The organism is Streptomyces solincola (assembly GCF_002982015.1).
Classification (GTDB): Bacteria; Actinomycetota; Actinomycetes; order Streptomycetales; family Streptomycetaceae; genus Streptomyces; species Streptomyces solincola.
Genome location: NZ_PVLV01000034.1, coordinates 44,238 through 56,794 on the forward strand (window position 1 = coordinate 44,238; position 12,557 = coordinate 56,794).

General features: G+C 66.8%; 12 protein-coding genes and 3 pseudogenes. 11 read left to right on the forward strand and 4 right to left on the reverse strand.

The window, feature by feature from the left end; translation table 11 throughout:
* The first annotated feature begins 447 nt into the window (after positions 1–447).
* The 6 genes and pseudogenes from C6N75_RS02500 (at position 448) to C6N75_RS02525 (ending at position 4,760) form a co-directional block, all read left to right on the forward strand.
* The gene (locus C6N75_RS02500) at positions 448–2,004 is read left to right on the forward strand and encodes an MFS transporter (protein ID WP_105867175.1); all 1,557 of its coding nucleotides are present in this window, start codon (positions 448–450) and stop codon (positions 2,002–2,004) included.
* Between the two features lie 30 nt (positions 2,005–2,034).
* Entirely contained in the window at positions 2,035–2,610 is a 576-nt protein-coding gene (gene folE / locus C6N75_RS02505; protein WP_105867176.1) for a GTP cyclohydrolase I FolE, read from the forward strand.
* 11 nt (positions 2,611–2,621) lie between these two features.
* The gene (locus C6N75_RS02510; protein ID WP_105867177.1) at positions 2,622–3,035 is read left to right on the forward strand and encodes a 6-pyruvoyl trahydropterin synthase family protein; all 414 of its coding nucleotides are present in this window, start codon (positions 2,622–2,624) and stop codon (positions 3,033–3,035) included.
* Positions 3,036–3,043: 8 nt separating this feature from the next.
* Positions 3,044–3,718, forward strand: coding sequence for a 7-cyano-7-deazaguanine synthase (locus C6N75_RS02515; protein WP_181160297.1), 675 nt, complete (start codon positions 3,044–3,046; stop codon positions 3,716–3,718).
* Between the two features lie 117 nt (positions 3,719–3,835).
* A pseudogene (locus tag C6N75_RS02520) lies at positions 3,836–3,931 on the forward strand (IS5/IS1182 family transposase); the annotation flags it as partial.
* Between the two features lie 283 nt (positions 3,932–4,214).
* The gene (locus C6N75_RS02525; protein ID WP_219852840.1) at positions 4,215–4,760 is read left to right on the forward strand and encodes a hypothetical protein; all 546 of its coding nucleotides are present in this window, start codon (positions 4,215–4,217) and stop codon (positions 4,758–4,760) included.
* A gap of 622 nt (positions 4,761–5,382) precedes the next feature.
* On the opposite strand, the pseudogene C6N75_RS02535 reads toward C6N75_RS02525, so the two are convergent.
* Positions 5,383–5,478 (reverse strand): annotated as a pseudogene (locus C6N75_RS02535) (IS5/IS1182 family transposase); the annotation flags it as partial.
* Between the two features lie 145 nt (positions 5,479–5,623).
* On the opposite strand from C6N75_RS02535, the gene C6N75_RS02540 reads away from it, so the two are divergent.
* The 3 genes from C6N75_RS02540 to C6N75_RS02555 all read left to right on the forward strand — a co-directional run bounded on the left by C6N75_RS02540 (position 5,624) and on the right by C6N75_RS02555 (position 8,736).
* Entirely contained in the window at positions 5,624–6,013 is a 390-nt protein-coding gene (locus C6N75_RS02540) for a rodlin (RefSeq protein WP_105867180.1), read from the forward strand.
* 965 nt (positions 6,014–6,978) lie between these two features.
* Entirely contained in the window at positions 6,979–7,413 is a 435-nt protein-coding gene (locus tag C6N75_RS02545; RefSeq protein WP_407703188.1) for a DEAD/DEAH box helicase, read from the forward strand.
* An 837-nt stretch (positions 7,414–8,250) separates the two neighbouring features.
* Entirely contained in the window at positions 8,251–8,736 is a 486-nt protein-coding gene (locus C6N75_RS02555) for a hypothetical protein (RefSeq protein WP_105867182.1), read from the forward strand.
* Between the two features lie 144 nt (positions 8,737–8,880).
* On the opposite strand, the gene C6N75_RS02560 is transcribed toward C6N75_RS02555, so the two are convergent.
* Positions 8,881–9,069, reverse strand: a complete 189-nt coding sequence (locus C6N75_RS02560) for a hypothetical protein (RefSeq protein ID WP_105867183.1) — start codon at positions 9,067–9,069, stop codon at positions 8,881–8,883.
* A gap of 431 nt (positions 9,070–9,500) precedes the next feature.
* On the opposite strand from C6N75_RS02560, the gene C6N75_RS30035 reads away from it, so the two are divergent.
* Positions 9,501–10,112: a hypothetical protein gene (locus tag C6N75_RS30035; protein ID WP_146132464.1), complete on the forward strand. Its 612-nt coding sequence runs from the start codon at positions 9,501–9,503 to the stop codon at positions 10,110–10,112.
* Between the two features lie 10 nt (positions 10,113–10,122).
* Here the strand turns inward: C6N75_RS30035 and C6N75_RS30400 are convergent, their stop codons facing one another.
* Both C6N75_RS30400 and C6N75_RS02565 read right to left on the reverse strand, forming a co-directional pair.
* Positions 10,123–10,269: a hypothetical protein gene (locus C6N75_RS30400; protein WP_181160298.1), complete on the reverse strand. Its 147-nt coding sequence runs from the start codon at positions 10,267–10,269 to the stop codon at positions 10,123–10,125.
* Positions 10,270–10,966: 697 nt separating this feature from the next.
* Positions 10,967–11,451 (reverse strand): annotated as a pseudogene (locus C6N75_RS02565) (transposase); the annotation flags it as partial.
* A 424-nt stretch (positions 11,452–11,875) separates the two neighbouring features.
* Between C6N75_RS02565 and C6N75_RS31255 the strand changes: the two are divergent.
* Positions 11,876–12,001, forward strand: a complete 126-nt coding sequence (locus C6N75_RS31255; RefSeq protein ID WP_258177185.1) for a hypothetical protein — start codon at positions 11,876–11,878, stop codon at positions 11,999–12,001.
* Positions 12,002–12,557: the final 556 nt, after the last annotated feature.

Consider the following 12,557-nt stretch of genomic DNA (forward strand, 5'->3'; position numbering starts at 1 on the left):
CAACGGCAGGGAGCAGCTGGTGAGCAGCCCGCCGGCCTTGGAGTCGGCGCGGGCCAGCTCGGCGCGGACGGTGGCCAGGGCCGCGTCCAGGCGGGCAAGGCCGCCGGGACGGTGGTGGCGGTGCACGGTTACCGAGCCGGCGCGGCAATCCCATATCCCCGGTCCCTGGCCCGCTGACGGCACCCGGCGTCCGCGGTTTCAGGCCGGGGTGGACGGGCGCCCTGTGGTGCAGGGAGATGGGGCGGGGGGAGCCGACGGGCCTCGTGCCGGCCGGGTGGTCCCGACCGCAATCCGGTCGTGCACGACGCGGTGGTGTGCACCCGGGTGAACCGTGGGGGTGGCCCCAGGCGTGTCCACCGGGCCCTGCGAGTACGCCGGGCACGGCGGGAGAGGCTGGTCCTCCTGCCGGTCTCTGACCCGGTAGGGGGAAGGGTGTCCCGTTCTACGATGGGAAAGACAATCGCCTCGATCACACCCCGCTGGTGGGTGGTCGTCGTCGCGTCCGGGGCGTTGGCGCTCGGCTACGTCGACCAGGAGGCGGTCGCGGTAGCGCTGCCGAGCATCCAGCGCGATCTGCACATGTCATCGACGGAGCTGCAGCTCATCGTCAACGCCTATCTGATCGCTCTCGCGTCATGTATCGCCCTCGCCGGGCGTGCCGGTGACGTGTTCGGCCATCTGCGGATTTTTCGGTGGGGCATCGTTCTCTTCCTGCTCGCCTCGGTCGTCTGCGGCATGAGCGGCTCCATTCTCGTCATCGTCCTCGGCCGCCTGGTCCAGGGTGTGGGTGCGGCCATGATGGTGCCCAACGCCACCGCGGCGGTCATCGGTGCCTTTGAACCGAAGCAGCGAGGCCGGGCGCTGGCGATCAGCGTGAGCATCGCCATGATCTTCCTCCTGCTGGGACCGCTCATCGGTGGCCTCCTCACCTCCTTGATCTCCTGGCGAGCGGTGTTCCTCGTCAACCCTTTCCTGGGTCTTGGACTCTTGGTGCTGATGAGATGGGCAGTGCCCGCGGAGAGCTGGCCGCCCCCGACCGCGCCCCGGGGAAGGATCGACTGGGTCGCGATGCCGCTGATCGTGGTGGGGCTGGGTTCGCTGACGCTGGGCGTGATGCAGACTCGGCAGTGGGGCTGGCTCTCCCCGGGTGTCCTCGGCCTGCTCGCTACTGCGGTGGTATGCCTGGCCGGCACCGTCGCCTGGGAGCGTCGACAGACCGTGCCCCTGCTCGAACTGGGCTTGCTGTCCTTGCCGCTGTTCAGCACCGAGGTCCTGGTGGTCTCCGCGATCCGCTTCGGGGTCAGCGGATTCACTATTCTCAGCGCGATCTGGGTCCAGGACGTCCTGGGGTTCAGTGCCATCGCCACCGGCCTGGCACAGCTCCCGTTCGTGCTCACCGTGCTCCCCGTCACGCTCTATGCAGGTGTTCTCTTCGACCGCGTCGGCGCGCGCCTGCCGGTCGTGGTCGGCACCGCAGCGGTCGCGACGTCCATGCTGTGGATGGCGGCGGTGCTGGACCGACTGTCCTATCCGCAGCTCATCGCGCCTTACGCGCTGTTGGGGTTCGGTCTGGGACTGGCCGTCAGCCCCGCGATCACGGATCTGCTCAACGCCGCACCCGAGACCGCACGGGGTCAGGCCTCGGGTCTGGTGCAGACCAGTCGTGAAGTCGGCGCCGCCCTGGGTATCACCGTGATGGGCACGATCGTCTCGCATGGGCAGGCGCATGGGATCCGGCAGCTGGTGGGCGCGGACGCCTCCCCCGACCGGGTGGTCGAGGTGGAACGGAACATCGGCGCCGCTGTCGCCGATCCGGCCTCGGGGCGTATCCCGTCCGACCTCCTCCCAGCCCTCCAGCACACGGTCACTGACGCGATCGCGACGGCCTACGCGGTGGGAGGTGCCCTCGCCAGTCTCGGCGCGTTGCTCTTCCTCTGGCGGTCGTGGGCCCTCGCGCGCGCCGACACCTCCAGCATCGGACACCCAGGCAGCAAAAAGAAATGATTCCTCCCCTTCTGTACCTATGGTGGAACAATGGAGAAGTCACCAAGCATCGATATGCAGGCAGGCATCAACGCGGCGCGCGACTTCCTGCTGGCCATGGGCCTCTCCCTGGACTCCCCCAATCTCCAGGACACGCCCCGGCGTATGACCGAGGCCTACCGTGAACTGCTCAGCCCGCGCCGGTTCCAGCTCACCACCTTCCCCAACGACGAGGGCTATGAGGAACTGGTGGTAGCACGCTCCATTCCGGTACGCACCGTGTGCGAGCACCACATGCTGCCCTTCGTGGGAACCGCCCACGTCGCGTACCTGCCGCGCGAACGCATCGTGGGCCTGTCCAAGCTCGCCCGGCTGGTCGAGTTCTACGCGCACCGCCCCCAGGTCCAGGAGCGACTCACCCGCCAGGTAGCCGACTGGCTCGACGACAAACTGCACCCCAAGGCGGTCGGCGTGGTGATCGAGGCCACGCACTCCTGCATGACCTTGCGAGGGGTGACCGCAGTGGGCTCCACGACCGTCACCTCGACCCTGCTCGGCACCCTCCGTGAGGACCCGGGCCTCCGCACTGAGTTTCTTTCCCTGATCGGTCTGCCCCAGCACAGATAGGACTACCGGAGATGGAGCGCTTCACTGTCACCAAGGCCCTGGACTTCTCCTACGGCCACCGCCTGGTCCGCTACACCGGCAAGTGCCGACATCTGCACGGGCACAACGGCCTGCTGGAAGTCGTCCTCGAAACGGACCGGCTTGACGAACGAGGCATGGCAATCGACTTCTCCGAGATCAAGGACACCCTGGGGAAATGGGTCCGGGAGCACTTGGACCACCGGATGATCCTGTGCCGGGAAGACCCCCTGGTCCCGCTCCTCGAAAAGATCGGCGAACCCCTCTACGTCATGGAGGACAATCCCACCGCGGAGAACATCGCCAAGGAAGTGTGGAACAAGGCGGCCGACCAGGGCCTGCCCGTCCGCGAGACGCGCCTGTGGGAGACGTCGACGAGTCTGGCCTCCTACCGCGGGTCACGATGACGCAACCGGTGGCCGTACTGGCCAGCGGAGGCATCGACAGTTGCGCCCTGGTCGGCGATCTCGCCCGCCGGCACACCGTCCATCCGCTGTACATCGCGTGCGGCCTCGCCTGGGAACAGGAGGAACAATCGGCCCTCGACCGCTTCCTCACCGTCCTGGATGCGCCGGCCGTCCGGCCTGTCACCGTCCTGCCCGCACCTGTCGCGGCGCTCTACGGGCGACGTTGGAGCGTGACCGGGCTCGGTGTGCCCGCCGCAGGGACGTCCGACGCCGCCGTGCAGCTGCCCGGCCGCAACCTCCTGCTGCTGACGGTGGCGGCCGTGTGGTGCTCGCTCAACGGAGTCGAGGACATCGCGATCGGGACACTCGCGGACAACCCGATGCCGGACGGGTCTCCCGCGTTCATCCAGGAATACGCACGCTGCCTCAGCACCGGCTTGGCGCCCCACAGGATCTCCCTCAGCGCTCCCCTGGCAGACATGGCGAAGGAGGAGGTGATCGCGCAGTTCCAGGAGCTTCCCCTGAACGAGGCCCTCACATGCATGGCGCCGACGCACAACGCGGCGGGCATGCTGCTGCACTGCGGCGCCTGCAACAAGTGCAGCGAACGGCGCGACGCGTTCCAGCGCGCGGGCATCGCCGATGCCACACGCTACGCGACGGATCCGGAAGCGCGCGCTTGACAGGAAGCGGCGAGCCAGCAGGGTTCGATCCTAGATGTCCCGCCACCTCGCGGTGGCAGACGGGCCGCTGGCGACCGCCGCACAGAGTCGATCAGGGAGGGATTGCCGGGATGACACCGCTTACACCGCCGCTACGAACGCAAAGCCGCACACTTCCTCACGTTCGCAGGCATCGCCGCAGCCCTCATCTGCTACCGCCGGCTCGCCAAATGAGATGACTCCCAAGAGGCAAGTGGTTGGTGCAGATCTCGCGGTCGCTGGAGTGGCCGCCGCCCGCCGCCCTGGGGCGATGGTCCGCAATCGAGGATCCCACAATTCATGCTCCACCCCCCCAGCCCGCGCCTCACCCTCTCACGGGGAGAAGGTGGCTCGCCGCTCCCACCACCGGAGTAATCGGGCGGTGGAATTGCCGCATGCCACGATCATCTGCCCGACAGAAGTTCAGCGGCAACACCCAGAGAGAAGCGACGTGGGCACTAGGATTCAGTCGGCAGCGGTGTGTCTGATGCTGTCCGTGGCGGCGGCCGGCAGCATCACCATCAGCACCGCCCATGCCGACACCCATGGCGATCAGGACTACCCCCAAACCGTGATCAATATGGGAAACGACAACAACATCGCCGGCCGGGACAACACCGTCGGGTCCGGCCACACGGTAGGCATCGGACACACAGTCACCTCCGGCGTAGGCGGCCAGACACCGCCCGCCATCCCCACGGCCACGACCGTCACGGTCCGCAACGAGCTCGCCACGGCTCTGACGAACACCGGCTCGGTCATCCTGCCGGGCGTCAGCGTCACACCTCGAAACCCCATCCCGCCCCAGGGCAGCAGCAGCTACACGATCACCTGGAACCAGAGCGACACCGCCGCGAACCGGGTCACGCTGGCCTACCAGATCGGCGGTGACCCGACGCGCAGAGTCAGCATCAGCACCTACATCGAGGATGACGGGACCCCCGAGACCCTGTGCACGGCCCCCAGCGGCATCCAGTGCACGGTCGCAGGCCCCCAGAGCGGCCCTGAAATCACCATCAGTTAGGTCGCGTCCAAGCAAGGGGCAGGCACGTACTCCCTGCCGGCCGCCGCCGCCGCGCCGCGCAAGTCACCCAACAGGCGGCAGCCACCACTCCCCCTCGCCGGCTTCCATCGACGAGGGGGAGTTTCGCCACACTCACCACTGGACTAATGGCCCTGTGAGGCCCTGCGGTGCTCTACAAGCTCAGCTTGGCGTGGGCGGTCTCTCGGGGCTTGCTGGCGCGGTTTCAGGTGATCGTGTTGGAGCTGGTGGATCCGGTGGTGACGCCAGAGCGGCTGCGGGTGAGGAGCGGCACAGTGAGAAGGTGCGCGGGGAGCGGCTGGGGTCGCTTCAGGCGGCGTTGCTGCTCACCATGGCGAATCATGGGCTTCAGACGTGTATCACTTTCCATCGTCGGACGATGGAGGCGCAGGAGTTCGCGGCCGGCCTGGAGGCGGTGGCCGCGAAGCAGCATGCCGACCAGCCCGGGACCTATCCGTGGCGGGTGTGGGCGGACTGGCTGTGCGGGGAGCATCCGGCCGAGCAGCGGCGCGAGGTGCTGCGGCAGTTCGGGGTGACGGCGCGACGGGGCGGTGCTGTCATGCGGACCGGATCGGCCCCCTCACGCCGCGGCCACCAGCAGCATCCGCAGGGCGGTGATCAGCTTGTTGAACTGCCGAGTGCTCAGCCCGGTGAACGGGCCTATCCACGAGGGCTCCGACGCCGCGATCACACCGGCCATGGCAAGGTCCTTCAGCACTGGCCGACAGTTACGGGACAACCTCTACGGGTCAAAGCCAGACAAGAGCCGTTACCTTCGCCACCTTCCTGTTGTTTAGCCTCACGGACCCAGGCACCTGGGTTTGTCGATGAATGAAGGGTGCACTGTGATCAAGAAGGTTCTGGCCACCGCCGGTATCGCTGCGGCCGTGCTGGGCGCTGCCGCTCCGATGGCCTCCGCCGTGGGCAACGACGGAATCGACACGCAGAACGGCAACTTCGCCACCCAGTCCTACGGCAACACCGTCACCGGTGGCTACATGAGCCCGCAGATCGGGCTCATCCAGGGCTCGCTGAACAAGCCCTGTGTCGGACTGCCGGCCCAGATCGACGTGCAGAACCTCGCGCTGGCCAACATCGGGGTGCAGGACATCCTCAACGACACCCAGAACCAGCAGTGCGCCGAGAACTCCACCGCGGTCAAGGGCGACAGCGCCCTGTCGCACATCCTGGAGAACGTCCTCTCGGAGAACCTCTCCGCCGCCGTCGAGGACTAACTACGGGCTCACCGCCGAGCGACTTTCATCGTTCCGTGTTACAGCCGCCGCAACTCCATCGATGGGAAGCAGCGGCTACACCGAGACAGAAGTGCAGGTACTGCCCCCTCTGTGCATCTGCGGAGGTTTGCTGTCGCACGAGCAGCGGGCTTCCCGTGCAGAGTCGGTGAGACATGAGGACGAGTCCGAGTTTTCGGCGTGATTTCCATGGCGAACTCGGCGTCAAAACAAAATTGTTCGGCACCTGCGCAACAAATCGGTACCACCCGGTTCGCCCATAAGTGCCGGCTGCGCCCTCGCCTGGGATCGAAGCCGAATGCTCCGCCAGTCAAAGGCTGGTGGGGCATTCGGTCATTCGGTCACTATGCCCTAGCGATTTTCGCCGGGCAGGAGATTCCCAAACTGTCATGGCCTTCCGGCCTGCAGCTCGGACACTTGCAGAACGAGAGCAATATGCACGTTCTATCGTGCCGTATGGGTGCACAAAATTGCCCAACGTTCCCGTTGGGCAATTTTGTGCACCAACGCTACCGATGATTCACCTGTAGCGTCTTCTCGACGCCTGCAAGCATACCTGACATGGGACAGAAGCAGTCGCAGTCCATGGCAAGAATAACTGAATATTCAGGCTGGTCCGCCCACTCCCTGACCTCACGTTACTTGCAAGCTTCGAATATGCCACCATGCTGCCTTCCGCCCTCGGGCAACCGACGCCCCGGCTGGGCATCCCGGACCTGGCCCGGAGCAGGGGCCGGTTCTGCGGCCGCCGCGGACCGCAGTGTGAGGCCGAGTTCTTCCCGGAGCGCGTACTGCCAGCCGGCCAGGCCCGCCCAGACCCAGGCGGCTCTCAACAGCAATGAGTCCACGCTGTCCACCACGATCCGCAAATACCTCACACACCACGGGACGGAGCCACCGGGTCGAGTCCCTCCGCCACTTCGCAAAGGATCACCCACGAGACGGTCATGGCCGCGGCGGCCGCCCGGCGGAGCGTTCCGCGAGGGCGGGTGCCGGTCATCGTGCCGACGCTGGACCTGCTGACGCAGACGGTCCAGGCGTGGCGGGAGGCCGGGCACCAGGGGCCGGCGGTGGCGGTGTGCACCCTGGATGACGATCCCGACCTGTGGAACTTGCGGGTGCGGGCGATGACGAATCCGGTGCGGTTGGCGATGTGGCATGGGTCCGGGCCGGTGCTGATCTTCGGGACGTACGCCTCGCTGGGGGTGTTGGAGGAGGCGTTCGCCGGCGCCTACGGGCAGCGGCTCGCGCCGCTGGACCTGGTGGTCGTGGACGAGGCGCATCGGACGTCGGGGTCGATGGGTAAGGCGTGGGCCGCGGTGCTGAGCGGGGAGACTCTCGCCGCGCTCGCCGCCCTCGGACTCGCATGGGCCGCCGGTTAGTGCCGTCGGCGGTCTAGCCCGCAGTTACTGATCGTTTCAGAATGCGATTCGTTCAGGGCTTGCTCGTTGGATGCGGGTGCCGACAGCATCTGGGGTGTGTCTGCTGGCCTTGTGCCTGATGACCTGTGGGAACGAATGGCCCCGTTGCTGCCGGAGCGGCCGGCAAGGCGGTTTCGGTATCCGGGACGCTTGCCGGTGAACGATCGTGCAGCGTTGCGGGCCATCGTTTACGTGCTGTGCGAGAGCGTCAGTTGAAGGGATGTTCCGATGCCTCGCACGTCGGGCCCTCAAGGGGGGCTCACACCGGACCTTCGCCGGTCGATCGCGCCCGCCCGGGCAGCAAGTACCACCTCATCGTCGACCGCCACGGAACCCCACTCGTCGTCTCCCTGACCAGCGGAAACCGCCACGACGTCACCCAGCGCTGTGCACGGCCCCCAGCGGTATCCAGTGCATGGTCGCAGGCCCTCAGAGCGGCCCTGAGATCACCATCAGTTAGGTCGTGTCCAAGCAAGGGGCAGGCACGTACTCCTTGGCTGTCGCCGGCCCGCTGCGCAAATCACCTAGCAGGCGGCAGCCGCCGCTCTCCCTCGTCGGCTTCCGTCGACGAGGGGGAGTTTCGCCGCACTCACTACTGGACTAATGGCCCTGTGAGGTCCCGCCCGCCGCGATCATCTGGACGACATGATTTCGGCGCTCGTGGAGAGAAGCGGCGTGAAGACCAGGTCCAAGGCAGCGTCAGCGTGTGTGATGTTCTTCGTGGCCGCGGTAGGCGGTGCTCCCGCCGCCCAGGCCTCCACGGATGACAATCAGCGCGACACACAGACGATCATCAATATGGGAAACGGCAACAACATCGCCGGCCGGGACAACACCGTCGGGTCCGGCCACACGGTGGGCGTCGGTCACACCGTCGGCTCGGGCGTCGGGAGCCAGCCCGTCATTCCGCGGACGACCACCGTGACGGTCTCCAACGGCCTCAACGCCAATCCCCCCGACGACGACCCGAACACCCTCATCGGAGGAGGAGGGCAGGGCGGGCCGGGCGTCACCTTCTCCCCCTCCCTCATCGACGCTCGTATCGATCCCAACGCTTTCAGCCAGTACACGATCACCTGGAACCAGAACGACACCAGCGCGAATCGCGCCCAGGTGCTCTGGGAGTCCGACGGCGTCCTGCTCACCATCACGACCACCGTCCAGGCCGACGGCACCCTGGACACCGAGTGCATCGCCGACGGCCCCGCGTACTGCGCTGTCGCCAGCCCGGCCACCACGAATCCCGGGGTGTTCCTCTGGGCCCTCAACGACCCCGCCCAGTAGCACCGCCGCAGGCCGCGTGATGTGACTCGGTTCCCATGCGACAACGCCGGTCCACGAGGCCGCAGGGAAACCGAGGAGGAAACCAGACCAGCAACAGAAACCAGGGAGTGCCGCCGCCGTGGCGGCGGCACTCGCCGACGTTCTCTAGAAGTCGTCCGCGATGCAGGAGGCGCAGATCTCGCGGGCAGAGGCGGTGACCTGTGCGGCATCCGAGTCGGCCCCGTGGTCGGCAGCCAGTGCGGGGGTGGCGAGGAGGGCGGCTCCCGCCACCAGGAGTCCCAGCACAGCGGGGATGGTCTTGCGTTTGGGCGACGGGCTCTTCGCGAAGCTCATACGGCTCTCCTCGTCTCTCGAGTGGCCAGCCTTCCGGCTGGGCATTCGTCTCGGTCAGCACCTACAGGATAGTTTCGGAAAGATAAGCGCCTCGTCATGGCAACCTTAAAAGAGCATTGCATCCATTACCTGAGCGCATTCCATGATCGTGCTGCCGCCGGCGCGTTGGACTCACGATCGGCCGGAGTGGCCGGGTGTGGTCTGCACCTCAACGCGACATCCTTCCCAACCGACCGGCAAAGATCCATCCCCGCGCTAGAGCACGCGCCGGCCAACGCAGGGCTTGGACGGCCCGGCAGGGCGAAAAGAGGGTGCCGCTGCACACACGGCTCGCCCGTGCTATCGGGACATGGCGGCAACTGCACTTGCCGCACCCACTATCGGAGCAACTGCATCGGTGAGGGCCCACCCCCGTGACTATGGCTGGGCGAATGAGTTCGCCGAAGTTACGGATCCAGCACACCCGAACGGAGAAGATCACGATGAAGCACAGAACGCAGACGGCAGCGGTGTGCTTGCTGTTGTCGCTGGCGACTGCAGGCAGCGTCCCCCAAGCCTACGCGGACTCCTCGGACGACCGCGGACGCCAGATCATCACGACCATGGGCAACAACAACAACGTCGCCGGGCGCGACAACACCGTCGGCTCCGGTCACACAACCGGAGTGGGACACACCGTCACCACGGGCCTCGGTACGGGGGCCCCCAACTCCTCCTCCCAGGCAGTTCTGCTCAGCAACCGCACCGGCAGCACAATGACCGTTACGGCAACCACGGGAGACTTCAACACCTCCTGTCAGACGCCGCAAGTGGGAGAGCAAATTCCCAATAGCGGCGGACGGTACTGGTGCGCCACCAACCTACCCGCCACAACTCCGCAGGTCACGCTCTCAATCAATGACGGCAGCGGCGAGAGCGCCATTGTCCGGCCAGCAAGCAACGGCCAGACAACATGCACGGTGACAAGCGGGCAGCAAACGCCGGTACACACCTGCGCGATCAACAACGACAACCCAGGAACCGTGGTTCTGACCGTGAGCTGAGGAAACGACCTCAGCCGAGGATGAAAACCTGCGGGTTGCATGACAGTGCCGGGCAGCGGCGCACACGGGACTGGCCGCGCCGATAGAACGCCTCCGCCAGCCCGTCGGGAGTGCTGAGTGACACCCCGTGCGTGGTCTGGTTCTTCATAGCCGTCATGTCGGTCCTCCATGGCCGTTCTCGAGGTGCTGCACGGTGTCGCAGCCAACTTGTTTCCGACCGGTGGAGCCCATTTACGTGCTGAGAAAAAGCCGGGTGTAGGCGGTTAGGATCTGATCCACCCTTTGTCAAGAGAGCGCAGTCCGAGGACTCGTCCGCCGTCAGTCGCTGGGCAAATCTTCATCGGCCGGGATGCGCCCGGCCAGCTCAGCGCCGCGGCGGCAGCGCACGGCACCGTTCGCCTCGGTCCCGGCTCCGGCCCATAGCCCCGCGGCAGCCGAAGAGTGGTAAGGCCATCTGCGGTTTGCGCTGGATGGACCAGTCGATGAGGTGCACGGCGTCTGTGGTCTGTAGTGCTGTCGCCCAGGAGCTGGCCCTTGGCGGTGCCGCCATAAGTTTGGCGATCTGGGCGAGTCCTCCGAGGACCGCTTTGACGATGGTGGCGTGCACGGATTGGGGGGGGATGAAGGCGTCGGTGTGGTTGATGAGGGCGACGGCCCGCCACCATGCCAGGTCTGCCGCCTGTTGCTCAAGGCGTCCACGCCGACGACAGCCGCACAGAGCCGCTCAGGGAATGATTGTCGGGATGACACCGCCATCGGCACGCAGCGCAGCGTCCGTCGTCGCTGACGACTTGACCGAGCCGACGTAGCGGACGAGGTTGGCGATCTCTTCTGGCGCGGCGAATCGCCTCAGCATTGTGCAGGCGGGCGATGCCGAGCGTGACGCGGTGGCGCCTCGCCATTCAGTCGGCAGTCGCGAAGGATATTCCAACCCGTCATTCGCGCGAAGACGTGCTCCACGCGGGCGCGAACTTTGCGGTGGGAGGCGTTATGCCATTCCTTTCAGTCCTGGAGCTCGGTCTGTCCTCTCTCGCGGCGGTGCGGGATGAAGGCCGGTACCCCGGTAACCGCCGTCCGCGATGACCGTGCTCTTGCCGGCGGCGTCCTTCGCGCCGGACAGCCCCCACGCCTTGCAGTGGTTGTGGTTGTCCGCCACTGGCCGGCCGACGGCGACGACGAGCCGGGGGTCGGCGTCGATGATGACCTGGTGGTTGGTGGAGTACCGGTAGTTCTTCAACTGCTCGGCGATGCCATGGTCGCGGGTGGGAACGAGGGTGCCGTCCACGATCAGCACGGTGTCTTTGCGGAACCGCTTGCGCTGCTGGAGTGCGAGCGCGGGCGTCGTCGGTCGGGCTCTCCTCGGTGTCCTCCTCGACCTCTGGCGGGGCCTGGTGCAGGAAGAAGGGACCGCCGCGCGCTGAGAGCAGGGTAGGGAGGGCCGTCTGCTCCAGGATGGCGGCGCGGAAGCGCGGTCCGGTGCCGAACCGGCTGACCGGCACGCCTGCCGGCTTGGTCTCCCACTCCCCCTGGGGCTGCTGGATGGCCAGCAACATTTCCCGCTTCACGCTCTCCTGACCCGCGGACAGCTCGACAAGCACGTCGACGAGGGTGCGGCTGGTGCGCACAGCAAAGCCCGTGCTCCGCTTGCCCTCCGCCACGCTGGTCTCCGTGCGCACCAGGGTGGTCTGAAGCGGATCCCGGGCCCACGCGGCGGTATCCGCGTACGGGGCGCCAGCCAGCCAGTCCAGGACGACGGCGCACTCGTGCGCGTTGAAGTCGACGGCGGTGCTGGCGAAAGGCTGATGGAACAGCCGCAGCAGCACATCGACGCGCCGGGGCTGCTCACGACGCTGGTAGAGGCACTGCCGGCACAGGCCACCCCATCGTGACGTAGGGCGCACCGGCGGTGCAGAAGCGCCCGATGAGGCCGCTCACGGCGATCGTGTCCGGGCACAGCCCGCAGTCGACGTCCGTGACGGCGAATCGCCGCTGCCGCGGGACCGGAAACTGTCCCATGCCCTCGGGCCAGGGCCTGCCGTGGGGGCACGACGATGGGCTTGTACATCGGCGGGTCGGCCCCGCGCAGCAGCTCTGGCACCGGGATGCCGTAGTGGGCAGCCAGCGCGTCCAGGTCGCGCAGCGACCACGACGAACCGCCCGCCGCGGACTGCTTGTGGGACACCTGGCTCTGGGTCAGGCCCACGCCGCGCCCGAGGTCGGCCTGCGTCTCACCGGCCGCGAACATCAAGGCGGCCACGGTGAGCCGTAAATGCCGCTCCGTACTGGTCATATGCGCATCTCCCATGCGGTATGCCGGGACCCCATACGAGCCGATGAGGACCCTGGATCGCTGGACGGCCCGGCGGCTGTTCGCCGGCCGTCGGGCGGTCTGTCCGGCCGGTGTCAGTAGTCGAGATCCAGGTAGTCGATGTCCTGGAACTGCAC

Coding starts and splice junctions, on each gene's coding strand:
- C6N75_RS30035 (WP_146132464.1), top strand. CDS start 9,501: ATGAGTTCGCCGAAGTTACGGATCCAGCACACCCGAACGGAGAAGATC.
- C6N75_RS02500 (WP_105867175.1), top strand. CDS start 448: ATGGGAAAGACAATCGCCTCGATCACACCCCGCTGGTGGGTGGTCGTC.
- C6N75_RS02510 (WP_105867177.1), top strand. CDS start 2,622: ATGGAGCGCTTCACTGTCACCAAGGCCCTGGACTTCTCCTACGGCCAC.
- folE (WP_105867176.1), top strand. CDS start 2,035: ATGGAGAAGTCACCAAGCATCGATATGCAGGCAGGCATCAACGCGGCG.
- C6N75_RS30400 (WP_181160298.1), bottom strand. CDS start 10,269: ATGACGGCTATGAAGAACCAGACCACGCACGGGGTGTCACTCAGCACT.
- C6N75_RS02545 (WP_407703188.1), top strand. CDS start 6,979: ATGGCCGCGGCGGCCGCCCGGCGGAGCGTTCCGCGAGGGCGGGTGCCG.
- C6N75_RS02560 (WP_105867183.1), bottom strand. CDS start 9,069: ATGAGCTTCGCGAAGAGCCCGTCGCCCAAACGCAAGACCATCCCCGCT.
- C6N75_RS02555 (WP_105867182.1), top strand. CDS start 8,251: ATGGGAAACGGCAACAACATCGCCGGCCGGGACAACACCGTCGGGTCC.